The organism is Burkholderia sp. Bp9140 (assembly GCF_003853425.1).
GTDB lineage: Bacteria > Pseudomonadota > Gammaproteobacteria > Burkholderiales > Burkholderiaceae > Burkholderia.
The window spans coordinates 79,709-105,009 of the sequence record NZ_QTPQ01000016.1; the positions used below are offsets into that span (position 1 = coordinate 79,709).

The following is a 25,301-nucleotide window of genomic DNA, read 5'->3' on the forward strand; positions in this document are numbered from 1 at the left end:
CCAACAACAACCTGGTCGGGCCTGGTTAGCACGCGCCGATCGCAATGCCATGACATCCGACTCCCTTCGTTCTGCTTTCGCCCTTCCCTCGCTCCCGTTCCGGCTGAGCGTGCTCGACAAGAGCCCCGTCGCGCCGGGCGAAACCGCGTCGGATGCACTGACGCGCAGCGTGTCGCTCGCGCGCTTCGCCGACAGCGTCGGCTATCATCGCTACTGGCTCGCCGAGCATCACAACACGGCCGCGCTCGCGTGCCCGTCGCCGGAGATCCTGATCGCGCACGTGCTGGCGCAGACACAGCGCATCCGCGTCGGCTCCGGCGGCGTGATGTTGCAGCACTACAGCCCGTACAAGATCGCGGAGAATTTCAACCTGCTCGCGTCGCTCGCGCCGGATCGCATCGACCTCGGCATCGGCAAGGCGCCTGGCGGCCTGCCGCTGTCAACACGCGCACTGCAGGCCGGATACGATCCGGCCCGTCGCGCATCGTTCACCGAACTCGCGACCGAGCTGAATCGTTATCTTAGAGAATTTGACGCACCAGCAGACGAAACCGCGCACGACGACTCGACGCTGCGCGCGACGCCGCAGCCGGGCGCACCCGTGCAGCCGTTCCTGCTCGGCGCTAGCGCCGAAAGCGCCGCGCTCGCCGCTCAGCTTGGCTGGGCGTTCGTCTACGCATCGCATATAAACGCATCCACCGCGGATCTGGAGCGAACGTTCGACGCGTATCGCGACGCATCCGGCGGTCGAACGCCGCTGCTCGCGCTGTCCGTAATCGTCGCTGGCACGCGCGATGCAGCCGCGGAACTCGCCGACGGGCATCGTGGCTTTCGCGTGCGGGTCGGCGACACGCCGGCTGTCAACGTCGGCAGCATCGAACAGGCGCACGCGTATATCCGCCAGGCCGGCGGCGGCCCGTACCGGATCGACCCGCGCGAGACGCGCATCGTGCACGGCACGCGCGACGACGTGCTGGATGAGCTCCACGCACTGCATCACCGCTACGGGATCGCCGAATTCGTCGTGGACACACCACTCGCTGATCCCATACCGCGCGTTGCGTCGCTGCAACTTCTGGCCGCGTGCCGGCCGCCCCCGGAAGCCATGCAGGTTTGCAATGCGTAGCGGATCCGGTGTTGCCGGCCGCGGATGCAAAAAAATCGAACATCACCGTCGCCACGAGCGAACCCGACCTCGAGAGCGTCGCACGATGACCGATACGATCCGAGTCGCCGGCGCCGACGATGTGCCGACCCTCTACGCGTTGCTGCAGGACGCATATGCGCCGCTCGTGCCGCAGGGTGTGCACTTCACGATCACGCGCTCGCCAATCGAGCGCGTCGCACAGACCGTCGCGCGAGAAACGACGTTCGTACTCGAACATCCGGACGACGACGGCCGCCTGGCGCTCGCGGCAACGCTTACCGTGCGGTTTCCGTGGGTATCGGGCGAACGCCATCGCACGCCTTATCCGTTCCTGCACTGGTTCGCGGTCGCGCCCGCGTTCAAGCGACAGGGACTCGGCCGCACATTGATCGCACATGTCGAGTCTCAGTTCCTGACAGCACAGGTCAAGGCGCCCATGACCTATCTCGCGACTGCGGCCAACCACCCATGGCTGCGGCCGTACTACGAGCGCGATGGCTACGTGGCGTTTGATCACTCTACGAATGCGCTCGGCACGCCGCTCGTGTGGCTCAGAAAAATCCTGATTCCGGATCTCTACCGGGATGGTGCTGTGCCTGACAACGAACCCGGCGGGCGTATCCACGCGCTTGCATGACTCCTGTCGATGCGCGCCCTGTTCCACCCGCTACGCCTTTGGTGAAGGACTTCCCTTGCATGACATTCGCATTTCCTGATTCCGATTTTCGCCCGTCGCGCGGCACGGTGTCGGCCGCATTTCTGCTCGCACTCGCTTTGTCATCCGTGGCTTTGTCATCCGTCGCATTCGCGCAGGGCACGCCCGTGTCCGGCGGCTCGCTGACTTGGGGCGTCGAAACCGAGCCGCGCACGCTGAATCCCCAATTGAACGGCCAAGACAAGGTCGAGCTGCTGCTGCGCAACGCGTACGAGAGCCTGCTCGCGCGCAAGACCGACGGCAGCTACGTGCCGTGGCTCGCGACCGGCTACCGTGTGTCCGAGGACGGCAAGACCTACACGTTCACTCTGCGCGACGACGTGAAGTACAGCGACGGCGCGCCGTTCGACGCGAAGGCCGTCGCGCGCAACTTCCTGAATGCGCGTGAACTGTCGTACTCGGCCGGCACCCAGCTTGCGCGGCTGGTGTCACATATCGCCGACGTAAAGACGCCGGACGCGCGCACCGTGGTAATCACGCTCGATGCGCCGTATGCACCATTCCTGACGTTCGCCGGGCGGCTCCCGCTGCTGTCGCCGAACGCGTTCGGCCGGCCGAGCCTGAAGTCGGGCGGCACCGACATCGCCGGCACCGGCCCGTTCATCCTGCGCCGCTACGTGAAGGGGCAGGAAATCGAATTCGCGAAGAACCCCGACTATCGCTGGGCGCCGCCGACGGCGGGTCACCAGGGCCCCGCGTATCTCGACCGGGTCGTCTACCGGTTCCTGCCCGAATCGTCGGTGCGCACCGGCGCACTGCTGTCGGGCCAGGTCGACGTGATCGAAGGCGTGTCGGGCAACGACGCGGCGCTGATCGGCAAGAACGCCGATTTCACCTACCGCCGCGCGCTGAACACCGGCACGCCATATTCGCTGTTCCTGAACGTCGCGTATGGCCCCACGCAGGACGTGAAAGTGCGTCGCGCGCTGCTCGAAGGGCTCGACGCGACCGGCATCGTGCAGTCGATCTATCGCGGCGAGCGCACGCGTACATGGGGCATCACATCACCGATCGATCCGTTCTACGACGCATCGATCGAGAGGACCTACGGCAACAATCCGAAGCTCGCGAACCAGCTGCTGGATGAAGCCGGCTGGAACGTCCGCGACAGCGGCGGTTACCGCACGAAGAACGGCGAACGGCTGACGATCGCGGTGATCCAGGCGCAGGCGACGGTGCGCGACCAGCGCGACGTGCTGCTGCAGGCACTGCAGGCGCAGGCGCGGCAACGCCTGGGCGTCGACCTGAAGATCCAGTACGTCGACGACGGCACGTACGTCGAGGCGCGCAAGACCGGCAAGTTCGGCTCGATCGCGAACTCGAACACGCCGCCGGACGGCATCGACATCGAGGGCCACTACCTGCCCGTCGATCGCGGCGGCGCGCTGAACTACAGCCGCGCGGCGGCGCCGGAACTGACGCGCTGGCTGCAGGCGGCCGCGCGCACGCAGAACGTCGCAGAGCGCAAGAAGCTGTACGGCGAGCTGCAGCACTTCGCGATCAACGAGCAGGCGTACGCGGTGCCGCTGTACGAACCGGAGGACCAGATCGCCGCCGCGAAGGCCGTCCAGGGGCTGCGCTTCCGCTCGTTCGCGCAGATGCCCGAGAACCCGTACGACGTGTGGGTGAAAAAGTAAGCGAGCAAGCCACACCGGTCCGCTACGCGCGGCACCGGGGAGAAGCCGAGCATGAACCATCCAAGCTCCGTACCCGTTTCCGTTCATGACGCCGCGGCGCCCACGCCCGCCGAGCCCGCCGCGGCGCCCACGCCCGCCGAGCCCGCCGCGCCGCCCGCATCGTCACCGGCCGCGTGGCGCCGCTGGCTGCGCTCACCTGTGGCGACGCGGCTCGCCACCGGCGTACTCGTGCTGTGGGCCGCGGTCACGCTGTCGTTCGCGGCCGTGCATCTCGCACCCGGCGACATCGTCAGCATCCTGATCGGCGAGCAGCTGAGCACACCGCAGATCGAAGCCGCGATCCGCCAGGAATGGGGGCTCGACGAGCCGCTGCCGCTGCAGTACCTGCACTACCTGTGGCGGGTGCTGCACGGCGACTTCGGCCGCTCTTACATCCTGAACACCGACGTCGCGCCGCTCGTGATCGGCCAGCTGTGGCCGACGCTGAAGCTGACGGGCGCGGCGCTCGTCGTGACGCTCGTGTTCGCGGTCGGCCTCGCAGTGCTGACGGCCGGCCGCCGCTGGGCCGGGCGCGCGGCGTCCGGCGTCGAGTTGCTGCTCGCGTCGACGCCGTCGTTCTGGCTCGGGATCATGCTGCTGTTCGTGTTCAGCTTCACGCTGAAGCTGTTCCCGGTCGCCGGCGATCGCGGCTTCGCGTCGCTCGTGCTGCCGGCGCTGTCGCTCGGGCTCGCACAGGGCGCGGTGATCGGCCGCGTGCTGCGTCAGGGCATCGAGCGCGCGCTCGACGAGCCGTATGCGCTGACGGTGCGCTCGTGGGGCATCGGCGGGCTCGCGCTGCGCGTGCGTCATGCACTGCGCCACGCGGCGCTGCCGGCCGTCACGCTCGCCGGCTGGCTCGTCGGCGGGCTGCTGAGCGGCGCGGTGATCACCGAGCAGGTATTCGGCCGGCCCGGGCTCGGCAAGATCACCGTCGACGCGGTGCTGTCGAAGGACATGCCGGTGATCCTCGCGATCGCGATCCTGTCGGCGGCGATCTATGTCGCGCTCAGCACCGCCGTCGACCTGCTCTACCTCCTCATCGATCCCCGCCTGCGCGACCGCCGCGCGCGGCATTGAACCGGAGAATCCGATGTCCACGCCCCTCGACCTGTCGTGGCGCCCGCGTGCGCCGCTCGGCGCGGCCGGCTGGCTGCGCCGCCATCCGGGCCTCGCAATTGCCGCCCTCTACCTGCTGCTGAACGCGGTCGCCGTGATCGCCCCCGGCTGGCTCACTCGCTACGACCCGCTGGCCGCCGATCCGCTGGCCGCGCAGCTCGGCAGCAGCGCCGAACACTGGCTCGGCACCGACCAGCTCGGCCGCGACATCTTCTCGCGGGTCGTCTACGGCGCCCGCTACTCGCTGTCGATCAGCGCGGCGTCGATCGCGGTCGCGACGCTGTTCGGCACCGCGCTCGGGCTGTTCGCGGGCCTCGCGCGCGGCTGGCTCGACGAACTGATCACGCGCTTTCTCGATGTGGTGTCAGCATTCCCCGACCTGCTGCTCGCGCTGATGCTGATCTCGTTTACCGGCCCGGGCGCCACGAACCTCGTGTTCGCGCTCGGCGTCGCATCGGTGCCGCGTTTCGCGCGCGTGGTGCGCGCGCAGACCTTCGTCGTCGCCGGTTCCGGCTATGTCGAGCAGGCGCGCACGCTCGGCCTCGCGCCGGCGGTGCTGGTGTGGCGCCACGTGCTGCCGCACGCGATCGCGCAGGTGCCGGTGCTCGCGACCGTCGGGCTCGGCACCGCGATCATCGGCGCGTCGGGCCTGAGCTTCCTCGGCATGGGGCCGCAGCCGCCCGCCGCCGAGTGGGGGCTGATGCTCGCCGAGGGCCGCAACTACCTGTACAACGCGTGGTGGATCGCGGTCTGGCCCGGCCTCGCGATCACCGCGGCCGTCGTCGCCGTGAATGCGCTCGGCGGCTACTGGCAGGCCCGCTTCGAACGACGGGAGACGACATGACGGCCATCGCACCGGCTTCGCACGCTACACCCATCGTCCGCGTCGAACGCCTGACGATCGGGTTCCGCGGCCCGCGCGGCACACGGCCCGTCGTCGGGCCGCTCGACCTCGCCGTCCATGCCGGCGAATGCGTCGCGCTCGTCGGCGAGTCGGGCTCCGGCAAGTCCGTTACCGCGCGCAGCCTCGTCGGGCTGAACGGCCCGCACGCCGTGGTGGATGCCGAACGCTTCGACATCGCCGGCTCCGATGCGCGCCGCCATCGCGAACGCGACTGGCGCGCCATCCGCGGCCGCCGGATCGGCTACGTGCTGCAGGACGCGCTCGTGTCGCTCGATCCGCTGTGGCGCGTACGCGATCTCGTTGCCGAGGCTCTGCACGACACGCGGCGGCGCGACCTTCATGCGCGCAGCACCGACCTGCTGCGCTCGGTCGGCATCGACGAACCCGAGCGGCGCCTGCCGCAGTATCCGCACCAGTTGTCGGGCGGCTTGCGGCAGCGCGTGCTAATCGGTACCGCGCTTGCTGGCGGCGCGTCGCTGCTGATCGCCGATGAGCCGACCACGGCGCTCGACATGACCGTGCAGCGGCAGATCCTGTCGCTCTTGCGCGCGCGCCGCGGTGCCGGCGACGCGCTGCTGCTCATTAGCCACGATCTCGCGGTTGTCGCCGAACTCGCCGATCGCGTGCTCGTGATGCAGGCCGGCCAGGTTGTCGAGCAAGGGCCGACGTGCGACGTACTGACCGCGCCCGCGCATCCGTACACGCGTCAGTTGCTCGCGGCGATTCCGACGCCTGCGTCGCGTGGCTTCCGGCTCGCGGCGGACCAGCAAGTCAACGCTAAGGTCGCTGCCGCTCCCGCCGCGCGCATGCCACTGCCACCCAAACGGATCGAGGCCGGCGCACGAGTGCTTGCCGTCGATGCCGTGACGAAGCGCTACGGTGGCCGCGACGCGCCCGCCACGGTCGATGATGTGTCGTTCGCTCTGGCGCGCGGCGAGACGCTGGGCATCGTCGGCGAATCCGGTTCCGGGAAAACGACAGTCGCGCGAATCGTGCTCGGCCTGATCGAACCAGACAGCGGCACGGTCGCGCTCGATGGCGCGCCGTGGAGCGGCGTGCCCGAAGCCGTGCGGCGTGCCCGCCGCGCGCGGTTGCAACTTATCGCGCAGGATCCGTACAGTTCGTTCGATCCGCGCTATTCGGTTGGGCAGATCATCGGTGAGAGCCTCGATGCGGTCGGCGTGCGCGGCGACGCGCGCCGCCGCCGCGTGCTGCAGTTGCTCGACGAAGTGCGGCTCAGCGCCGGCTGCCTCGACCGCTCCCCGCGCGAACTGTCTGGCGGTCAACGGCAGCGAGTCGCGATCGCGCGCGCGTTTGCACCGAATCCGGCGCTGCTCGTCGCAGACGAGCCTGTTAGCGCGCTCGACGTGTCGATCCAGGCACAGGTACTCGACCTGTTAGCCGACCTGCAGGCCGAGCACGGCACCGCGATGTTGTTCATTTCGCACGATCTCGGCGTCGTTCATCACGTTGCTGACCAGATTCTCGTAATGCGTCGTGGTCGCGTCGTCGAAAGCGGCCCAGTCGATCGCGTGTTTGGCTCGCCGTCGCACCCGTACACCGCGTCGCTATTCGATGCATTGCCCACGCTGCCCGACGCGCGTCCGTCGCCTACGCGCACCGTGTTCGCATGATATCTACCCAAGCTCGTTCCCTTCTGCCATGAGCCGACCGACTCCCGATTCGCGGCGCCAGATTCATCTGAGTTCAATCATGCAGCCCCCCTCCGGCAACATGTCCGCGTCGCGGCATCATGATGGCGTCCCCGAAGCCAGCATCAACGCGCACTTCGTGCACGCACCCAGCCGCAACGACATGCGCGGATTTGACGCGATCCATCAGCATGCCGATGCCGACCACGCTGCCCATGTTGAAGAAAATCTGCGCGACACCGGCGTGACTGCGCGTGAGGTCCCGGCTCGCCATCTGCTTGGGCAGCCCGCCCTAGATGGACTTCGTGCGGGTTGAGGTTACTTCATAGGCGGCGGATTCGAGGAGGCAAGCGAGAATCAGACACAAACCCAGCATCCATGCGTTGTCCGCCGCCGTGCGCGCGCTCAGCAGTGTAGTCGATGACGACATCGCTACCGCGTCGTAACGGATTGTCGAGGCCGTTCACTGTGCCGGTACTAGTTGGTTAACTAATCTACGTGCAGAAGAAATTTCAAGCATACGGCACCGGCTCGCGGCAGCCCGCTTCGATGAGCCGCAGCCGATGATCGAACGCCGTGAGCGGGTAAGCGAAGAAGTAATGCGCTGTGACGCGCTTTTCGGCATAGAACGGATCGTCGGCGGAGGCATCCATCGCGATGCGCAGTGTTCGCGCCCAGGCGAACGCAAGCAGCAGCCAACCGATGAGCGCGAGATAGTCATCGGCCACGCGGTAGGGCAACTCGCGATCGTCCGCGCTTCCCAGCGCGATTTCATCCGTAATGCGCTGCGCGTCCGCAACCAACGCGTGAAGCCGTGCTCCCGCGCCGCGAAGTGCGTGATCGTGGAAGGCGACACAGCGTGCGGCCTCCGCTGTCGCCCGCGCAAGCAACGCACGCAACGCCTCGCCGCCATCGCCGAGCACCTTGCGTACGAGCAGATCGATGGCCTGGATTTCGTTCGTGCCTTCGTAAAGCATGGAGACGCGGCTGTCTCGCACAGTCTGTTCCACGCCGTATTCGTGAATATAGCCATAGCCGCCGAATACCTGCAGCGCACTCGATGCCGCCGCAAAGCCATTAGAGGTGAAGAAGGCCTTGGCGACAGGAGTGAGTAGCGAGGCGAGCTGCTCCGCTGCCCGGCGCTCATGCGCATCGGGATGGCGTGCAGCCACATCGAGCCAGTAACCGATCCAGTAGCCGATGGCCCGCTCGCCCTCGACCGTCGCGCGCAAATCGAGCAGAACACGCCGCATGGCCGGATGAAACGCGATGGGCGCGGCCTGCGCCGGCTCGCCCTCGTAATGCGTGGGTGTGCTCACGGCGCGCATTTGCGCGCGTTCGTGCGCGTAGGCGTGCGCACGCTGCCAGGCAAACTGCGCATGGCCCAGACCTTGCATGGCGACCTGCAGGCGCGCAGCGTTCATCATGACGAACATCGAAGCGAGGCCGCGATGCGGCTCGCCCACCAACCAGCCCAGCGCCTGCTCGAAGCGCATCGCGCACGTCGGGCTGGCCTTGAGGCCCATCTTCTTCTCGACGCCCTCGCAATGCACGCCATTGCGCACGCGTACGCCGTTCTCACCAAAGATCCATTTCGGCACGACGAAGAGCGAGAGGCCCTTCGTGCCCGCCGGTGCATCGGGCAGACGCGCGAGCACGAGATGCACGATGTTTTCGGTCAGATCGTGATCGCCGCCCGTGATGAAGATCTTGCTGCCGTCGATGCGCCAGGCGCCGTGCCCCTCGTCAGGTATCGCTCGCGCGCGCAGCAGCGCAAGATCGCTGCCCGCCTGCGGCTCGGTCAGGCACATCGTGGCAAGCCACTCACCGCTCGCGAGCTTCGGCAGCCAATCGCGCTTCAGCGCATCACAGCCGTGCACTATCAGGCACGCCGTCGCACCGTGCGTGAGACCGGGCGACATCAGCCACGCGTGGTTAGCTGCCGCGAGCATTTCCTGGAGCGCGACTTCGAGCAGTTGCGGCAGGCCCTGGCCGCCCACGTCGGCGTCGAGCGCGAGCGTAGGCCAGCCTGCCGCGACGAAATCCGCGTACGCCTCGCGAAAGCCCGCTGGCATCGAGACCTCGCCGTCCTCGAAGCGGCAGCCCTCGACGTCGCCGGCCGAATTCAACGGCGAGATGCGTTCCATCACGAAACGCGCCGCTTCTTCGAGCACCTGTTGTGCGGTCGCGCTGTCGAGGTCCTCCCATGCGGGAACGCTGCGCCACCATCCGGGTGCTTCGATCCATTCGTCGATCACGAAACGCATGTCGCGCAGCGGAACCTGATAGTCGAGACTCACCGTGAATGCTCCTTAAACGTGCTGCAGATGACGGGCGAAAATCGCGAGAGTCTCTGTGCCAACATAGCACCAACCGTTCACCATCGCGATGGTCGGCCTCGAATACATGCGCAGCAGTTGCCATTGCCGGCGGCTCGCGTCGCGGCGAATCCGTTCCTGCAGCACATCGGGGCTGCCATCGACTTCGCGAAAGCATTCCTTCAGGCCCATACCGGCCGTCCACGCCGAGTCTTCGCTGGTCAGGACGAGCACTTGCGCCTCGGCGTCGAGTTCGAACGCTTGACCGTTTTCCAGCGACCTTCGTAACTCACTCTCTTTCACCGTTGACACTGCAACACTCGCGACTTTAAAACAAGCTACTATCAGGCTACCTGATATGTAAAGTAGAATATGGCCACGTCGGTAGAAACCCGTAAAACGCGATGACCCACAAAACTTCGCCCACCGCGCCGCGCGCTCGAGTCGCGCAGCCGCCCCCCCGAGGGCAGCCCGCACGCCGTGCCGCGCATGCGCCTGAGCTACCTGATCGGCCAGCTCGACCGCGTCGTGTCGCGCCGCCTGACCGAAGCGCTCGCGCGCCACAGGCTCACGCTACCGCAGTACACCGCGCTTTCCGTGCTGCGCGCGCGCGGCCGCTCGTCCAACGCGCAACTCGCCGAGCGCTCGTTCATCACGCCGCAGGCCGCCAACGAAGTCTTAAAGACGATGGAGGTGAACGGCTGGGTCATGCGCGAAGCCGACCCGATGAACCGCCGCGCGATGCTGCTTTCGCTCACAGCAGCCGGCAACGCGCTGCTCGCCGAATGCGACGCTGCCTCCAATTACGTCGAAGGCGCAATGCTCGACGATATGGACACCGAGACAGCCGAACAACTCCACGCGCTGCTGCATGCCTGCGCGCGCAATCTGCGCGCCGCGTAAGCGCTAAGGCGGCGCGTGACAGAAAGGAGCAGATAGCCCTTGAACATCGACCAGCTCATTGCCATCGACACGCACGTCCACGCCGAAGTATCGTGCTGCCAGCCGCCCGATCTCTTCGCGAAGGAATTCGACGAGGCCGCCGACAAGTATTTCGGCACCGTGCTCAAGCAGGGCCGCCGCCCAACGATTCCAGAAACGATCGAGCACTACCGCGAGCGCAAGATCGGCTTCGTGATGTTCACGGTGGACTGCGAGGCGAATATCGGGCGGCGCCGCATCGACAACGAAGAGATCGCCGACTTTGCACAGCAGAACGCCGACATCATGATCGCGTTCGCCAGTATCGACCCTCACAAGGGTAAGTTCGGTGCGCGCGAGGCGCGCCGGCTGATCGAGACGCATGGCGTTCGTGGCTTCAAGTTTCACCCCACCATGCAGGGCTTTTTTGCCAACGACCGGCTGGCTTATCCACTATATGAAGTGATTGCGGAATACCGTCTGCCCGCGGTGTTTCACAGCGGCCACTCGGGCATGGGTTCGGGCATGCGCGCGGGCGGCGGCTTGCGTCTGAAGTATTCGGAGCCAATCTATCTCGACGACGTGGCCGCCGATTTTCCCGACATGAAGATCGTGATCGCGCATCCGTCGTGGCCGTGGCAGGAGCAGGCGCTTTCCATCGCGCTGCACAAGCCCAACGTGTATATCGATCTGTCGGGCTGGTCGCCGAAATACTTTTCGGCCGAGCTTGTTAAGTATGCGAACACCCTACTGAAGCATAAGGTGCTCTTCGCCACTGACTTTCCTCTCCTCCGCCCCGACCGCTGGCTCGAAGATTTCTCTGTGGCGGGATTTCGCCAGGACGTGCAACCCCTGATCCTGAAGCAGAACGCCATTTCGCTTCTGGATCTCGAGATCGCACGCTGCTGAAGACTCCTGACCCGAACGATATAAGTGCTCGCCCGCTTATAGCCAATGCGGGCCCGGCTATCTCAGACGTCTTGATTTGTTGACAAGAGCGGGAGCCGCACCGTAACCACGAGCCCACCGCCGCTCCTGAGAGAGCATTCGAGCTCACCTCCGTGGCGTTGGCAAATTGCGGCGGCGATCGCAAGTCCAAGGCCGCTGCCGCCCCAATGCCGCGCACGAGATCGCTCAGCCCTCCAGAACCGATCGAGCATGTTGTGCACCTCGTCAGGGTGCACTCCTGGTCCGCGGTCACTCACGGCCAGCACGAGGGTAGTTGGCGTACCACACGCATCGACCTCAAGAGCCTTACCGCTAGCTGCGTAGCGAAGCACATTGTCAATCAGTATCGTCAATACCTGACCAACGCGTCCGCGGTCAGCAACAATGAGTTTTTCCCCGGTGCACCGCAGGACAGGTGCGATGCCAGCCGCTGCTAACTGCGGTGCAGCCCACTCGAGTCGCTCGGCAATCAGGTCGCGTAGCGAGAATTCTCGCATGTCGAGCGTCAACTGACCTGCGCGAGCCAGCGATACCAGATGCAAATCGCCGACCAATCGATTGATCTGCTCCAGCTGTCGCTTGATTAGCTCCAACTGTTCCGCGTCCAATGGGAATACCTCGTCCAACAAGCCTTCGACGCGGCCCATTGCAGCGTTGAGCGGTGTCCTCAATTCATGCGCCAAAACAGCGCTGGAGTCACGCACTTCGCGTTCGTACTGCTGGAGCCTCGCAGCCATGTTATTGAAGTCGCCCGCCAAACCGGCGAACTCGCCCGGCGCATTTGCAATTACGTCGACACGCGCAGAGAAATCCCCTTCGCTGACACGATGCGCAGCTGCGGCGACCTGCGAAAACTGACGAGACAATGGTCGCGATGCCGCAAGTCCACACAATGCAATAACCGGCACTGCGATTGAAACCATTGCAATCAGCATCCACCAGTCGGGATTGGCCAAGCCTGGCATGAGACGATCGATATCGTATATCTGTGGTAATAGCTGTCGCAGCCGCGCTTCGTTCTGCCTCGGATGCTGACGCAGTAGTTCGATTTCCTGTCTCACGTGAGCCGGCGCGTACCGCAGAGAGAGAGTATCCCGGATGCCGAAATACAGCCACATGGAAAAGGCAATTGTAATAACTGCCGCTATTGCCAGCGCACTCATACGCATCCCAACCCAAATCCATAGTGGTGTCGTACGACGGCGCGAATGCATGCGGAACGAGGTCATCATTGAAAGCGGTACCCGACCGCGCGCACCGTTACCAGCACCCCCAAGATGCCATGTTGCTCCAGTTTGCGGCGCAGATTGGAAATATGCACGTCAACCACGCGTTCTAGCGCGTCACTACCTGGCATGCAGGCCTCAAGCAGCTCACTGCGGGTAAACGCCTTAAACGGAGTAGCCAGAAGCGTCGCGAGCAGGTTGAATTCGGCTGGTGTGAGAGTCAACTCAAGAGGTGCACCGGAATCACTTTCCACGCTGGCCCGAACGGCCATTGTATTGACCGTGAGCCGCCCATGACGCAGAAGGTCTTCGCTCGGTCTCAGAAGGCGCGTGCGTCGAAGTACGGCATGGACGCGTGCGACGACCTCCTTTGGGCTATACGGCTTGACGACGTAATCGTCTGCACCATAGCGCAGCGCCCCCACCTTGTCTGACTCGTCGCCAATGGCGGTCACCATGATGACGGGCGTGTCGCCAGCTCGCCGGATTGCCGAAAGGACTTCTGTGCCGCTTATCCCCGGCAACATCACATCAAGCAGGACGAGATCCGGTTTCCACTGTGCATATAACTGCACGGCACGCCTCCCGTCAGGGGACAACGCGACTAAAAAACCGTCCCTGCGAAGGTATGCTTCGAGGATACTCGCACTATCAGAATCGTCTTCCACAACTAGAATTCTTTGCTGCCGCATGCTCGCTGGAGGCTCCGCGATGGTCTTTGCGAAATCTTAACAATTCCTGAATGTGCCGTTGACAGTCGGGCGTCAGAGTTCATCCTACTTCGATTGTACGCCGACATTATGTCCCTGCCGTTCGCCGATGCAGCGCTGTTCCGCTTCTCCTTTCTTACAGTGGCGGCCCTATTGTTAGGCGGTTGTTCCCTTGCCCCCGACTATCGGCGACCTGATCCAGTGGTGCCAGCTACTCTGGGAGCCGATAGCATTCCGTCAGTTTCCGGAGTCAGTGTATCCGACGCGCTGCTTACGGAAGATGAGCTTCACTATTTGAGTAGATTTTCGCCGGACGCGAACCTCGCCCGGTTAGTTGACCAAGCGCTGGCACACAATACCGATCTCCGACTAGCCGTGCTGCAAGTGGCCATGGCCCGGGCTCAATACAAGGTTGAACGGTCCGCACTAGTGCCGGCGGTAGCAGTTGCCGGACAGCTACGACGTCAGCAGTTCGACAACGCGGAACTGAACGAACGATACGGGCAAAATCTCTCTGTTGTGAACCTTGGCATCGAGGACTTTGAGCTCGATCTCTTTGGCCGGCTCAGGTCGCTTTCCGACGCCGCCCGTGAGCGCTTCCTCGCGTCGGTTCATGGAAAGCAGGCGGCACGCGGTGCATTGATCGCTGAGGTACTGCGTGCATACTCCGTGGAGCGAGCGTCAGCAGCAGCGCAGATTTGCTTCCAGGCGATAGATGCGGATAGTGCAGCGCTTCTGGCATACGCTAACCGCCAGCATGAGGTAGGTCTATTGTCCACGGACGGACTCGATCGACAGCGAAGCGAGAGCGACCGGGCACATGTCCGCGCATTACGAGCCGAAGACGAACATCGGGCGGCGGTTCGGGCACTGCAGATCTTGGTGGGATACCAAGCGCCAGCCATAGAACCAGGCAGCATAACGGACATCTCTTCTGTTAGCGCGTCATCATGGGACGCCGCCCTGCGAAACCTCGACTCGCGAGTTCTGTTAGAACGGCCTGATATCCAGCAGGCTGAGGCTGAACTGCGCGCCCGCAACGCGGACATTGGGGCCGCGCGCGCGGCATTTTTCCCGTCGGTCCGTTTAAGTACAGCGATTGGCATCGCCAGCCCGGGTCTGGGCAGTCTGTTCGACAGCAGCAGCGGCGAATGGCTGTTTACACCCCAAATCTCTCTCCCCATTTTCAACTACGGCCGCAACAGCGCAAACCTCCGGTTGACCGAGCTTCGAAAGGAGGCAGGTGTCGCGGAGTATGAGAAAGCGATCCAGCAGGCCTTCCGCGAGGTCGCTGACGCACTGGATGCACACACCCCGCTGATAGTGGCGGAAGCTCGTGAGCGCGAACGCATCACCCGCGAGCGCAAGCGCATCGATCGCATGGACATTCGCGCTACTCGTGGTCTGGAAGACAGGACTGCGCTGCTGGGTGCGCGCGTGCAAGTCAATGAGATCAACCTGAGCTATCTCGAAGCGGCTCGTGATCTTGCGCTCAATAAGGTGGCTCTGTTCCACGCCTTCTACGGCGTCAAGTTACCTGCTTCGCTTTAACCCCTACTTCCTGCCTTAACCCCGTCATGAAACATCTCCAGCTTTCTGCGCCAGTCGCTGCTGCAGTACTAGCGCTTACCTTGAGTCCGCTCACTGCACGTGCAGACGGAACTACCGCCTCACTGAGCCTACTCGGCGACTCAACACAGTGGGTGATAGGAGCATCTGCGATGGTCGAACCGCGCTACGCCGGCTCCAATCAGACCCACTTGCAATTTGAACCAGTATTTTCGGTCCAGCGCGGCGTGCTGTTTGCAGACACCATGCGCGGCGCTGGCCTTCAGTACCAAACCAGTTGGGGCTTTTCCATCTCGGAATCTATCTATTACGACTGGGGACGAGTCGATCATAACGACACGTGGCGACCGGGGTCAGACAGGCTTGCAGGAATGGGCGACGTACCGGGGTCTGCAACGCTGCACACATTAATAGCGCAGCAATTCTCGCCGTGGTTTGCGGCCAGCATCGAGGCCGACTCGACTCTGAAAAGCGGAGTGAGCCGGAATCACGTGCGCGCTGGCGGCCAATTCACTGTACTTACCACCGCAACCGACAAGATCAGCGCAAACATCGATACCTGGTGGGGCGACCATGGCTTCAACCAAGCCTACTTCGGCGTGACATCGGATCAATCCTCACGTACCGGGTTCGCGGCTTTTTCGCCAGGCGGCGGACTCTACGCATACTCCGCAGGACTGGAATGGGACCACACGGTCTCGCGACACTGGTCGACAACTTTGCAACTGGTCGGAACGCGCTACACCGACAAGGCACATGGCAGTCCCATCGTGACCGACGACGTAACGTTCAATGCAGTTGCTGCACTGAACTACTCGTTCTGAACAATCTGGATCAGATCAGATGACGAGGCAGATGCTGAGCGCGCTCATGCGCCATTATGTCGTGGTATTGCTGGTCCTGCTCACGGGTTGTGGGCACGATGACAAAGCCGTCGTGCAACCGCCGCGTACGGTAAAACTGGCCACGGCAGAACTAACCGACGGTGAGCAATCGCTTTTTGTCGCGACCATCCGTCAGGAACAACGTGCGGACCTCGCATTCGAAAACGGCGGTCGAGTCGCTTCAATCGACGTGGATGTAGGCGACCGGATTCATCGCGGACAAGTGCTCGCACGGATCGACCCAGAACCTTCCAACCAGCGGCTGCAACAGGTTGAAGCAAACTACCAAGCCGCATCTGCGAGGCTTCAGGAGCAGCAAGCGCAAATGCGCCAGCAGCAGGCCATGTTTGATGACGGTGCAATTTCCTCGATCACGCTGAACAATACGAAGGTTCAACTCGAAACGAGCATGGCACAGCTGCACTCCGCGAAGGCCGACCGAGCGCTAGCCCAGCGCGCGGTACGACAGCAGGAGATCCGCGCACCTTATGATGGCAACGTGGTCGGCAGGCTGCAGCAACCCGGTACGGACCTCGGTCCGGGACAGCTGGTTTTGCGGGTGGAAGGCACAGGACACCCTCAGGCTGTAGCGATGGCCCCCATCGGTAGTGCTCTCAAGACCCTTTCGCCCGGCATGGTTCTGCGCGCTGCTAAACCCGACGACCCGCAAACATTGCTGTCTCTTCGCCTGCGCAGTCTTTCTAGCCAGACACCGAGCGGCGCCGTAGTTGAGGCAATTTTCGACATTGACAACACGAACGCGCCTCTGCTGAGCGGACAGAGTCTGTTGCTATCAATGCCCTCCTCTCAACGCGCGGTATTGACTATCCCATTGGCCGCCGTCTTACCAGGCGACAAGGACATTGGCGCGGCAGTTTTCGTGTACGACCCGGTACGCAGCGTCATACATCGACGGCTGGTTGCCCTTGGCGCGATCAGCGGCGAACGGATCCAGATAATCACCGGAATTTCGCTAGGTGAACAGGTCGTCGCCGCAGGAGTCGCTTTTCTTTCGGATGGGGAGAAGGTCCTGCCATTTAGCTCATCGTCTCATCTCACTGACGGAGACGCGAAGTGAACATAACTCGCGCCTCCCTGTCCGCCAGTAGAGTTACCCTATTCGCGGTCGCACTCGTTCTCGTCGCAGGTGTATTCACGTTTCTCGGTTTTCCTTCGCAGGAAGAACCTTCGGTCACTATTCGAGATGCGCTAGTTTCGATAGCCTACCCAGGTATGCCAAGTGAGCAGATCGAGAATCTTGTCGCAAAACCGGTAGAGGAACGCCTGCGAGAAATCGCTGGAATCAAGACGATCGTCACTACAGTAAGACCCGGCAGCGCGATCATCCAGTTGACTGCCTACGACAGCGTTAAGGACCTTCCGACTTTATGGCAGCGAGTGCGGGCCAAGGCAGCCGAAGCAGGTGCCGCACTTCCAGCAGGGGCAATGGGTCCGTTCGTCGACGACGACTTCGGACGCGTCGCGGTGGCCTCAATTGCCGTCACCGCACCGGGCTACACCATGAGTGAAATGCGCGAACCGCTTCGACGGCTACGTGCACAACTTTATACCCTGCCCGGCACAGAAAAAATAAGCCTGCACGGGCTTCAGGACGACCAGGTCTATGTCTCGTTCAATCGTGCACGGCTTGCCGAGGCCGGGCTGAGTCTTGCCAATCTGATCGCACAGTTGAGCGCGCAAAACGTGATAACGCCTGGTGGTCTCGTTTCTGCGACGGGACTGGCCTTGACCGTTTCGACTACTGGAGAGATCAGGAGTGTCGACGACCTGCGACGGTTCCTCGTGTCGGCAACAGATACAGCAGGCCGTGTACGGGAAGTTCCCCTGAATCAACTCGCGGATATCCGCGCCATACCCGCTGACCCGCCAGAACGCGCTGCAATCTACCAGGGTCAGCCCGCAATCGTCGTAGCAGTATCCATGGCTTCGGGGCAAAACGTCGAATCATACGGCAAGGCCTTGCGCGCGAAGCTGGTGGAAACAGCGGGACTGTTGCCCACTGGTTTCCAGCAACACGTCGTGACGTTTCAACCCGATGTGGTTGAGCGCCAGATGGGTCGAATGCATCACGTGATGGCTGAGACAGTTGTCATTGTCATGGCAGTCGTAATGCTATTTCTGGGATGGCGCACCGGTCTGATAGTCGGGGCTATCGTGCCTCTGACCATTCTCGGAGCGTTGATCGCCATGCGGGCCTTTGGCGTGGAACTGCAGACGGTATCCATGGCCGCTATCATCCTGGCGCTTGGCCTGCTTGTCGATAACGGTATTGTCATTGCCGAAGACATCGAACGCCGACTCTCCGAAGGGGAGGACCGTCGTCAGGCTTGTGAGATGGCCGGTCGTACCTTGGCAGTGCCTCTATTAACATCGTCAGCTGCAATCGTGCTGTCGTTTTCGCCTTTCTTTTTTGGGCAGACCAGCACGAACGAATACCTCCGCTCACTCGCGATGGTGCTTGCGGCAACTTTGTTCGGTTCGTGGGTGCTGTGCGTTACGGTTACGCCATTGCTTTGCCTTTACTTCGTACAACCGCATGCGCAACCGAAAGCGGACGCGCAAGGCGCTGACAACGAATCCCGGCTCTACCGTAGTTACCGGAAAATCATTGTATGGCTACTTGAACACAAGTTGCTGTTCGTCGCGGGCATGGCCCTGCTGCTTGCCGCGGCTGTAACTATACTCGCAGGGCTCCCATACGATTTCCTGCCAAAATCGGACCGGCTGCAATTTCAAATGCCTGTGACCCTGCAACCGGGCAGTGACTCCCGAGAGACGCTACGCACCGTCACGTCGATCAGCCGTTGGTTTGCCGACCAGAAGGTCAATCCTGAGGTAATCGACAGTATCGGATACGTTGCTGACGGTGGTCCCCGCATCGTCCTCGGTCTGAACCCGCCGCTCCCGGGCCAGAACATCGCCTACTTTACTGTTAGCGTGCGCCCGAAATCCGACATCGACGTAGTCATCTCGCGAGCACGCGAATACATAGCGAAGACTTATCCAGAAATCCGCGCCGAACCGAAGCGGTTCTCGATGGGATCGACCGAAGCAGGCCTCGCTGTCTATCGCGTGACCGGGCCGGACGAAATTGTGCTCCGGAATACCGCCGCGTCCATCAGCAGCATGCTCAAGACGCTGCCGGGTACGGTGGATGTGCGCGATGACTGGGAGGCGCGCATACCGCGTTACGTGGTTGAAGTGAATCAGTTGAAGGCACGTCGCGTCGGAGTATCCAGCGACGATATCGCGCAAGCACTTCAGTTCCGCTACAGCGGATCAAACGTTTCCGTATTGCGTGACGACGGCGCGACCGTTCCAGTCATACTGCGAGGCGACTCGTCGGAACGGAATAGTGCCAACACCCCTGCAGACACCATGGTCTATCCGGCTTCTGGTGCTGCCCCCTTGCCGCTGAGCTCTGTTGCAGCAGTAAGACCCGACAGCGAGCCTTCCGTTATTGTGCGCCGTAATCTGGTACGAACGATCAGCATTAGCGGGCGTAACCCAGCACTCACTGCGGAACAGATCGTGCAGCGCCTGTCCAGTTCAATTGCGACGCTGCAATTGCCACCCGGTTACAGAATTGACGTGGGAGGGGAAATCGCAGACAGCGCCGAAGCAAATCAGGCACTCCTGCAGTATTTGCCGCATGCACTGATAGCCATCCTGGTGCTCTTCGTCTGGCAATTCAACTCGTTCCGCAAAGTCGCCATCGTGATCATCAGCGTACCTTTCGTGCTCGTAGGTGCGGCGCTAGCGTTGACGATCACCGGGTACCCATTCGGATTCATGCCTACGTTCGGCCTGCTCGCACTCGCGGGAATCATCGTCAACAATGCCGTGCTCTTGCTCGACTGCATCGAGACAGAGCTGATCAAGGGGCGGAGCCAGTACGAAGCAGTAGTCAACGCCTCGCTCATGCGTCTGCGCCCGATCGTGATGACGAAGCTCACTTGTATCGTCGGCCTCGTACCTTTAATGCTTTTCGCCGGCCCCCTGTGGACCGGCATGGCGATAACTATGATTGGAGGACTCGCGCTGGGCACCCTTGTTACGTTGGGTATCGTTCCCGTTCTCTACTATTCATTTTTTCAACGAACTTCTCATAGGTCGTACAGCTAAAAACTGACCGTCGATCGACCATTTCCCGTTCTGGGTCCTCGTCGGCGAAACACTGACGGCGGCCCCTGAACAACACGGAAACTATTCGATCTCGCGTTTAGTCGGATAAAGAACTTCCGCCACTTGTTCCATAGCTCGAAAAACGGGCTCGACCGCCAATCCCCGTTCTGTCAGCTTGTATTCGACATGCGGCGTCTTCGAGCGAATCACCTGCCTCTCGACAAACCCTTCCTGCTCCAGCATCCGTAGTTGAGATGTCAAGACTTTCGGCGAGACGTCGCCAATCGTTCTAGCGATCTCCGCGAATCGCCAAGTTCTCCCCTCAAGCAAAACCCAGAATATTCGAAGCATCCATGCCCCGGACAACAACTTAACGTACTGCTCCATCGAGCAGCTTTGCCGAGATCTCAAGAACGGTGCATCGGCTAGTTCAGTAACGTCTGCCATGCTTCCTCCAATTACTGAAAAGTAGGTATGACTTTTTCCGACCGATAGACCGGTCAGAACCTTTTAATCCTTCCATCAACATCTGCCTGATTTTTCCACGGCAATATGGAATTTGTATGTTCAGTCCGGTATAAACAAATCGAAATTTCAGCTGCTACGAAAATCTAGACCTGTGATGAGCGATCCTGTGTCAAGCGGGCCGTCCTAGCACAGTCAAGGCAGCCGCGGCCGGGATATCCGCAGCCGTTGGAGCTGCGCAGGGCTTCATCGCGCCTACGTGTAAACCCTGGTGGTCTTCCTGCTGTTTCAGGGTTTAACTGAAGGACTTGGTCTTTGGGCGCTTATTAGAACGCAGTCCGACCTTGCCAATCTATCTTCGGTCGCGCTTCGTCAAGTGAATGCGGTGAATGACGCAACTCAGCATCTTATGGACGCCCGGATTAATCTAGCCCGCGCCATGGCTCGAGTACAGCACGGTGGAGCTGACGCGGTTCCCATTGTCCAGCACGCCAGTGATGAAGTTGGGTTGGCACAACGATCATTCAACTCATTCCTGGATACGAGGAAATCTGAAAGCAGCAATGCGGAAGATTACAATAAGCTGAATGAAAAATTCAATTCCTACTCATCCGCCTTGAATGAACTGGTCCAGGACCACCTCAATCACAATCTGGATGCGGCCTTGGCACAGCCCACACAACAATTCCAAGACTCGTATCTTGACGAAGCCCGGAAGTTTATCAGGAGCGGCACGCAGCTGAGCGAAAATTATCGTGATTCGATAAACACCAGGATTCGGCTATTCGAGATTGGTGGCATCGGATTAACGTTGACACTTCTCCTTGCGGTCGCGCTTCTGCGCTTTGGATTGCAGCGCAGCGTTGTAGCGCCGCTCAATGAGGTCGGGCGACATTTCGAACGAATCGCGAAAGGTCATCTTGATGAGCAAGTTCATGAGCACGGCAAGAATGAAATCGGTCGGCTTTTTTCCGGACTCCAGACAATGCAGCAGGGGCTGGCTAGAATCGTCATTTCCGTGCGTGAGGCGTCCAATTCCATTAACCTAGGCGCCCGCGAGATCGCTGCGGGGAATGCAGACCTTTCATCGCGTACGGAAATGCAAGCCGCATCCCTCGAGCAGACTGCGTCAAGCATGGAGGAGCTTACTGTAACGGTAAGGCACAACGCACAAAATGCAGTGGAGGCGAAACGCGTGGCAGACGAAGCACTTAGTGCTTCCGCTCGCAGTACCGATGCAGTGCGCTCAGTCGTGGAAAAGATGCACTCCATCGAGGCAAGCACCGGAAAAATCACGGCGATTGTTTCCGTCATCGATAGTATAGCTTTCCAGACGAACATCTTGGCACTAAACGCGTCCGTCGAGGCTGCTCGGGCAGCAACTCAGGGCCGCGGATTTGCCGTGGTGGCCAACGAGGTACGAAGCCTCGCTCAGCGAAGTGCGCAATCAGCAAAGGAAATAAAGCTATTAGTCAACAGTTCTGTCGGTGAAATCAAGGATGGCTCCACACTTGCCGAACGGGCCGGGGAAGCCATGAACGACGTGGCCTCCGCAATATCACGGGTGGGCATAATGATCTCTGAGATCAGCACCTCCTCCACTGAGCAACGTGCTGGAATTGAGCAGGTAAACACTGCGGTCACGCATATGGATCGAATGACGCAGCAGAACGCGGCTCTGGTTGAGCAGGCAGCCGCGACGGCCGTCTCCTTAAGCAATCAAACGAGACTTATGACCGAGGCTGTATCAGTCTTTCGAACTAGTTGATGCATGGCTAGACGTCGCTGGCAGCGCGTCCACAGGATTTGGATATGGAGGCGCCAATCAAGAATGTAGCTGTCATCTCGGATTTCATCGTTTGGTCGGCACCAAAGTAGCCAAACTCAACCTTGATATCCACACGGTGTGCCGGCGAGCGGATAATGTTGCCTCAGCTCGAGCCGACAAAGGGCAACTCCGACACGTTGCCCCTAGCGCTTGGCACCGGTTCGTCAAAGTGAAGCATTCACGGACGAACGCCGCCATCGACCTCTTTGTCTTCCCTTTAGGCCTTACCCCGGCCCGTTCAAGTTCGATCCGCAGCGTGCCACTGTTCCGGCCTGATGCGGATAAGAACGAAAGCCGTCGCGACGAACCAAACAAACAAAGCGATGATGGGTACGGCGATGCCTATGATACCGTTTTGTGATAGCGGACCGGTTTCGAAGAACATCGCGAAGACACCACCCTGAGCGAGAATCGACCACGTCAGACTTAGGTATCCGTACCATCTAGGCAGGATCGGATCCGGTGAACGGTCGGCACCGATGGCAGCTGCCAGCGCCGCTCCCTGAAACAATGCGGGCATTGTTGATAACTCGATGAAGAGCACGCCCATGTCGTTAAGCGCCGCCAATACTGACGGCTCCGCATCATATCGGACCGCCGCCGTAGCCAAAATGATACCGCCGAGGAAAGGTGCGGCAGAGGCCACGGTGCCGCCAATGAGCTGAAGGTTAGCGAGCATATGGCTGCGAGGCTCCATCCTGCGCATCGCTGCGGAGAGCCCACAATAAGAGGCAAACGAAAGAAATACGCAGACTGTATTGAAGAACGCAAAGATTTTTATGTCGGGTCCCCACCGTTTGTAAAATGTAACCACTTCGGGTAACGGCGTGTTCGGCGTTGGCGCCGGGGCAAAGTGGCCAAAGGTCCCAGCAGCGACTAAAGCGATTACAGCAAGTGCCATTGTGTACCCGCAAAATTTATTATCTAGCTTAATCATAATCACTCTCCAGTCACTCCAAAAGAATTCCTATAGACGTGCATCGAGGCGGCTTATCCGTAAGCTGCAATCAGACTACCTTCCTAGAAATGAGCGGAGTAGCAATTTGATGCTGCTGTCACGTGCACTTGATGCACATGATGCTCGAGCGCGCTAGGCAAGATCAGGTGACCCAGTCTCGTTTTCACGTACAGCCGGTCATGCGGTGTTCAACGCCTTAATCATTCCCGCACGCTTCGCTGCGTCGGTCGTTTCTGCCAGCAGTTCCTGGACACCAGTTTCGCCAAGCGGTTGGGCCACCGCGTCAGACTCGATGGATCATTCGGTGGTTCGGTCTGCAAGTACGTCTCACCTGTAAGAACCTGCCAGTACGGATTGACTACCTATTGCCGCACGACATCCTCGTCGGAAAGCTCAAAGGTGTACTGCAGAAACAGCCGACCGACGATCAGTCTCGGAGATGTCGCAGGCCTGCCTTTTCCCTGCAAAGCATGCGCCGATCTACGCGCAGAGCCGCTCCAGTTGGTCCGCACGGCCAGTTGTATCAGCGCGTGCTTCGAGTTGAACTGATTGCGCAGGGATGCTGGGATAGATCCTTCTCCGTCACAGAGGCGTTTGGCCCCATCTGACCCTCGTCGGAAATTACAGGCTTCAGGAAGCAAATTGGCACGTCTCTGCAATTCCAACAGCACAATCGATACCGGCAAGCCTCGCGGCTCAAGACTTTAGGGTTTGCTCAGGGCAGACCAACGAGTGATTTCTGCATGTGCACATAAGCGAATGCGCCGAGCAGTTCTGGGACAGCCTCATAGGTGTAGGTGATACCACGGCAGTGTCCAAGCGCTCCCATCATGCAGATCCAGTTTTTCAACTCCCATCCGCCATTGCCGCCGACCTTGAAGATCTCGTCATCGGTCAGCGCGACAAGACCCGCCACGTCGCCCTGCTCCACCATTTGTAGAATCTCTCGATCCCATTCGGCATTTAGGTCATTCCATCGACCCAGACCGGGCCAGTGCGCTCCGCCACCGGAAGCAAACACAACCACGCGTTCCTGTCCCTTCCATTCCGCAACCGCAGCTGCAATCGATTCGCCAATCTGTAAGCATCTCTGATTGCGAATGAGAGGGGCAACACCAGAATTCAGATAAACAGGAATAGTTCTGACTCCGGGCGCGCGTTTCACGACGTAGTACCATGGGACAAAGATCGAATGGTCCACTGTAAGCGCCTTGGCGACTGCCCAGTCGATGCCATGATCCAACCCATACTGGAGGATATGATTCGCCAATGGCTCGTTAGTCATAATTTGCTCACGCTGCGCGCCAAGCCACGGCTCAACGGGGCCATCGACATCGCCTGCCCCAATAAGGATCGAGGGGATGCAGTCTGGGCCAAATAAAGTGTAATGATCGTCTCCGATCAAGATTACCGTATCGGCTTCCAGCATCCGAAGCCGCTCTACGGTCGCGGCAAACGCCCGATCACAATTCTCTTTCTGCCCGGAAACTACTGTGTCATGCATCGTGAGATACATAGGGGCATGGGGAACAATGAACCCTCCAACAATTTCAGCCACTTTTCGCCTCCTTTAGCTTCAGATTTGACTATCGATCCGGCTTATCCTTCAGTATCGCGATATACTGCTCTCGCGCCTTAAGGCCGCCATTGGCCGACACGTAGCCGAACATCAATAACATGGGGCTAACGCCGGCATCGATCAAGGCATGAAGATCCCATAAGAGGATCTGGCAACGTTCTGCGTCAGAAAACGGGAATTCTCTGAGTACTAGATCCGGATCCACTTCAAAAGCTTTCTTGATTTCGGGATCGTTACTCAGTTTATACAAGAATGATTCAATTGTATTGACGCTCACGATGTCATGAACTCCGATATGAAGAATGTACGAACAATTAATCCGAAGGAATGGCCCTCATGCGGAACTCCGCGCGAAGTGCAGAAAAGCACAATCGAAGAACGCGAACCTAGTCAAACTCGAATAGTAGTCGTGCACTTTATTCGACTTAGCCTATAACAATGACGACCTCTCCTCTCACGATCGCGTGCAGAAAATCGCATCATCAACTTGTAAGTAAACATGAGATTCAATTGTTCTTAAAAAATCAGATCAAAACAGG

General features: G+C 60.7%; 22 protein-coding genes and 1 pseudogene. 14 read left to right on the forward strand and 9 right to left on the reverse strand.

The features are described 5' to 3' along the window. Positions 1-49 precede the first annotated feature (49 nt). From DIE21_RS15350 to DIE21_RS15380, 7 genes are all read left to right on the forward strand, one after another. The gene (locus tag DIE21_RS15350) at positions 50-1,126 is read left to right on the forward strand and encodes an MsnO8 family LLM class oxidoreductase (RefSeq protein WP_124498497.1); all 1,077 of its coding nucleotides are present in this window, start codon (positions 50-52) and stop codon (positions 1,124-1,126) included. Between the two features lie 85 nt (positions 1,127-1,211). Beyond that, the gene (locus DIE21_RS15355) at positions 1,212-1,784 is read left to right on the forward strand and encodes a GNAT family N-acetyltransferase (RefSeq protein WP_124498498.1); all 573 of its coding nucleotides are present in this window, start codon (positions 1,212-1,214) and stop codon (positions 1,782-1,784) included. A 146-nt stretch (positions 1,785-1,930) separates the two neighbouring features. After that, positions 1,931-3,499: an ABC transporter substrate-binding protein gene (locus DIE21_RS15360; RefSeq protein ID WP_260432501.1), complete on the forward strand. Its 1,569-nt coding sequence runs from the start codon at positions 1,931-1,933 to the stop codon at positions 3,497-3,499. Positions 3,500-3,550: 51 nt separating this feature from the next. After that, positions 3,551-4,615: an ABC transporter permease gene (locus tag DIE21_RS15365; protein WP_124498500.1), complete on the forward strand. Its 1,065-nt coding sequence runs from the start codon at positions 3,551-3,553 to the stop codon at positions 4,613-4,615. Positions 4,616-4,628: 13 nt separating this feature from the next. After that, a complete protein-coding gene (locus DIE21_RS15370; protein WP_124498501.1) occupies positions 4,629-5,498 on the forward strand; it encodes an ABC transporter permease in 870 nt (289 codons plus the stop codon). Further along, a complete protein-coding gene (locus DIE21_RS15375; RefSeq protein ID WP_124498502.1) occupies positions 5,495-7,192 on the forward strand; it encodes an ABC transporter ATP-binding protein in 1,698 nt (565 codons plus the stop codon). Before DIE21_RS15370 ends, DIE21_RS15375 begins: the two co-directional genes overlap by 4 nt. A gap of 79 nt (positions 7,193-7,271) precedes the next feature. After that, positions 7,272-7,526 (forward strand): hypothetical protein, encoded by a 255-nt coding sequence (locus tag DIE21_RS15380; RefSeq protein WP_124498503.1) that lies wholly within the window; start codon positions 7,272-7,274, stop codon positions 7,524-7,526. 196 nt (positions 7,527-7,722) lie between these two features. On the opposite strand, the gene DIE21_RS15385 is transcribed toward DIE21_RS15380, so the two are convergent. Together DIE21_RS15385 and DIE21_RS15390 are read right to left on the reverse strand one after the other, a co-directional pair. Continuing rightward, positions 7,723-9,510, reverse strand: coding sequence for an acyl-CoA dehydrogenase family protein (locus DIE21_RS15385; protein WP_124498504.1), 1,788 nt, complete (start codon positions 9,508-9,510; stop codon positions 7,723-7,725). 12 nt (positions 9,511-9,522) lie between these two features. Continuing rightward, complete coding sequence (locus tag DIE21_RS15390; RefSeq protein ID WP_409364634.1) at positions 9,523-9,840, reverse strand: enoyl-CoA hydratase-related protein; 318 nt, start codon at positions 9,838-9,840, stop codon at positions 9,523-9,525. A gap of 177 nt (positions 9,841-10,017) precedes the next feature. Between DIE21_RS15390 and DIE21_RS15395 the strand changes: the two genes are divergently transcribed. Both DIE21_RS15395 and DIE21_RS15400 read left to right on the forward strand, forming a co-directional pair. After that, the gene (locus DIE21_RS15395; protein WP_124498505.1) at positions 10,018-10,431 is read left to right on the forward strand and encodes a MarR family winged helix-turn-helix transcriptional regulator; all 414 of its coding nucleotides are present in this window, start codon (positions 10,018-10,020) and stop codon (positions 10,429-10,431) included. 39 nt (positions 10,432-10,470) lie between these two features. Continuing rightward, positions 10,471-11,358, forward strand: coding sequence for an amidohydrolase family protein (locus tag DIE21_RS15400; RefSeq protein WP_124498506.1), 888 nt, complete (start codon positions 10,471-10,473; stop codon positions 11,356-11,358). 62 nt (positions 11,359-11,420) lie between these two features. Here the strand turns inward: DIE21_RS15400 and DIE21_RS15405 are convergent, their stop codons facing one another. Both DIE21_RS15405 and DIE21_RS15410 read right to left on the reverse strand, forming a co-directional pair. Continuing rightward, positions 11,421-12,560 carry a cell wall metabolism sensor histidine kinase WalK gene (locus DIE21_RS15405; protein ID WP_221622384.1) on the reverse strand — a complete coding sequence of 380 codons (1,140 nt, stop codon included), beginning with the start codon at positions 12,558-12,560 and terminating at the stop codon, positions 11,421-11,423. Positions 12,561-12,625: 65 nt separating this feature from the next. Further along, on the reverse strand, positions 12,626-13,315 hold the full coding sequence (locus tag DIE21_RS15410) for a response regulator transcription factor (protein ID WP_124498508.1): 690 nt from the start codon (positions 13,313-13,315) through the stop codon (positions 12,626-12,628). Positions 13,316-13,423: 108 nt separating this feature from the next. On the opposite strand from DIE21_RS15410, the gene DIE21_RS15415 reads away from it, so the two are divergent. From DIE21_RS15415 to DIE21_RS15430, 4 genes are read left to right on the forward strand one after another with little or no spacing between them, the layout of a single operon-like run. Then, positions 13,424-14,884 (forward strand): efflux transporter outer membrane subunit, encoded by a 1,461-nt coding sequence (locus tag DIE21_RS15415; RefSeq protein ID WP_124498509.1) that lies wholly within the window; start codon positions 13,424-13,426, stop codon positions 14,882-14,884. Positions 14,885-14,910: 26 nt separating this feature from the next. After that, positions 14,911-15,726, forward strand: coding sequence for a MipA/OmpV family protein (locus DIE21_RS15420; protein ID WP_124498510.1), 816 nt, complete (start codon positions 14,911-14,913; stop codon positions 15,724-15,726). Positions 15,727-15,757: 31 nt separating this feature from the next. Next, entirely contained in the window at positions 15,758-16,864 is a 1,107-nt protein-coding gene (locus tag DIE21_RS15425; protein ID WP_185642781.1) for an efflux RND transporter periplasmic adaptor subunit, read from the forward strand. Then, on the forward strand, positions 16,861-19,932 hold the full coding sequence (locus DIE21_RS15430) for an efflux RND transporter permease subunit (protein WP_124498512.1): 3,072 nt from the start codon (positions 16,861-16,863) through the stop codon (positions 19,930-19,932). The genes DIE21_RS15425 and DIE21_RS15430 overlap by 4 nt, the downstream gene beginning before the upstream one ends. Before the next feature lie 81 nt (positions 19,933-20,013). Here DIE21_RS15430 and DIE21_RS15435 read toward each other — a convergent pair whose 3' ends face one another. Further along, on the reverse strand, positions 20,014-20,379 hold the full coding sequence (locus DIE21_RS15435) for a helix-turn-helix domain-containing protein (protein WP_124498513.1): 366 nt from the start codon (positions 20,377-20,379) through the stop codon (positions 20,014-20,016). Between the two features lie 289 nt (positions 20,380-20,668). Here DIE21_RS15435 and DIE21_RS15440 point away from each other — a divergent pair, with 289 nt between their 5' ends. Continuing rightward, a complete protein-coding gene (locus DIE21_RS15440; protein ID WP_260432502.1) occupies positions 20,669-22,165 on the forward strand; it encodes a methyl-accepting chemotaxis protein in 1,497 nt (498 codons plus the stop codon). Between the two features lie 298 nt (positions 22,166-22,463). Here DIE21_RS15440 and DIE21_RS15445 read toward each other — a convergent pair whose 3' ends face one another. From DIE21_RS15445 to DIE21_RS15460, 4 genes and pseudogenes are all read right to left on the reverse strand, one after another. Beyond that, positions 22,464-23,162, reverse strand: a complete 699-nt coding sequence (locus DIE21_RS15445; RefSeq protein WP_124498515.1) for a hypothetical protein — start codon at positions 23,160-23,162, stop codon at positions 22,464-22,466. 213 nt (positions 23,163-23,375) lie between these two features. Further along, positions 23,376-23,787, reverse strand: a pseudogene (locus DIE21_RS37795) (transposase); the annotation flags it as partial. A 111-nt stretch (positions 23,788-23,898) separates the two neighbouring features. Then, the gene (locus tag DIE21_RS15455) at positions 23,899-24,741 is read right to left on the reverse strand and encodes a protocatechuate 3,4-dioxygenase (protein ID WP_124498516.1); all 843 of its coding nucleotides are present in this window, start codon (positions 24,739-24,741) and stop codon (positions 23,899-23,901) included. 28 nt (positions 24,742-24,769) lie between these two features. Next, positions 24,770-25,039 carry a hypothetical protein gene (locus tag DIE21_RS15460; protein ID WP_185642782.1) on the reverse strand — a complete coding sequence of 90 codons (270 nt, stop codon included), beginning with the start codon at positions 25,037-25,039 and terminating at the stop codon, positions 24,770-24,772. Positions 25,040-25,301 lie beyond the last annotated feature (262 nt).

Bases quoted from the DNA above. Each gene is read 5' to 3' on its own strand.
- DIE21_RS15380 (WP_124498503.1), top strand. From the start codon at position 7,272: ATGCAGCCCCCCTCCGGCAACATGTCCGCGTCGCGGCATCATGATGGC.
- DIE21_RS15405 (WP_221622384.1), bottom strand. From the start codon at position 12,560: ATGAGTGCGCTGGCAATAGCGGCAGTTATTACAATTGCCTTTTCCATG.
- DIE21_RS15445 (WP_124498515.1), bottom strand. From the start codon at position 23,162: ATGATTAAGCTAGATAATAAATTTTGCGGGTACACAATGGCACTTGCT.
- DIE21_RS15420 (WP_124498510.1), top strand. From the start codon at position 14,911: ATGAAACATCTCCAGCTTTCTGCGCCAGTCGCTGCTGCAGTACTAGCG.
- DIE21_RS15370 (WP_124498501.1), top strand. From the start codon at position 4,629: ATGTCCACGCCCCTCGACCTGTCGTGGCGCCCGCGTGCGCCGCTCGGC.
- DIE21_RS15435 (WP_124498513.1), bottom strand. From the start codon at position 20,379: ATGGCAGACGTTACTGAACTAGCCGATGCACCGTTCTTGAGATCTCGG.
- DIE21_RS15425 (WP_185642781.1), top strand. From the start codon at position 15,758: ATGCTGAGCGCGCTCATGCGCCATTATGTCGTGGTATTGCTGGTCCTG.
- DIE21_RS15350 (WP_124498497.1), top strand. From the start codon at position 50: ATGACATCCGACTCCCTTCGTTCTGCTTTCGCCCTTCCCTCGCTCCCG.
- DIE21_RS15365 (WP_124498500.1), top strand. From the start codon at position 3,551: ATGAACCATCCAAGCTCCGTACCCGTTTCCGTTCATGACGCCGCGGCG.
- DIE21_RS15415 (WP_124498509.1), top strand. From the start codon at position 13,424: ATGTCCCTGCCGTTCGCCGATGCAGCGCTGTTCCGCTTCTCCTTTCTT.
- DIE21_RS15355 (WP_124498498.1), top strand. From the start codon at position 1,212: ATGACCGATACGATCCGAGTCGCCGGCGCCGACGATGTGCCGACCCTC.
- DIE21_RS15375 (WP_124498502.1), top strand. From the start codon at position 5,495: ATGACGGCCATCGCACCGGCTTCGCACGCTACACCCATCGTCCGCGTC.
- DIE21_RS15395 (WP_124498505.1), top strand. From the start codon at position 10,018: ATGCGCCTGAGCTACCTGATCGGCCAGCTCGACCGCGTCGTGTCGCGC.
- DIE21_RS15410 (WP_124498508.1), bottom strand. From the start codon at position 13,315: ATGCGGCAGCAAAGAATTCTAGTTGTGGAAGACGATTCTGATAGTGCG.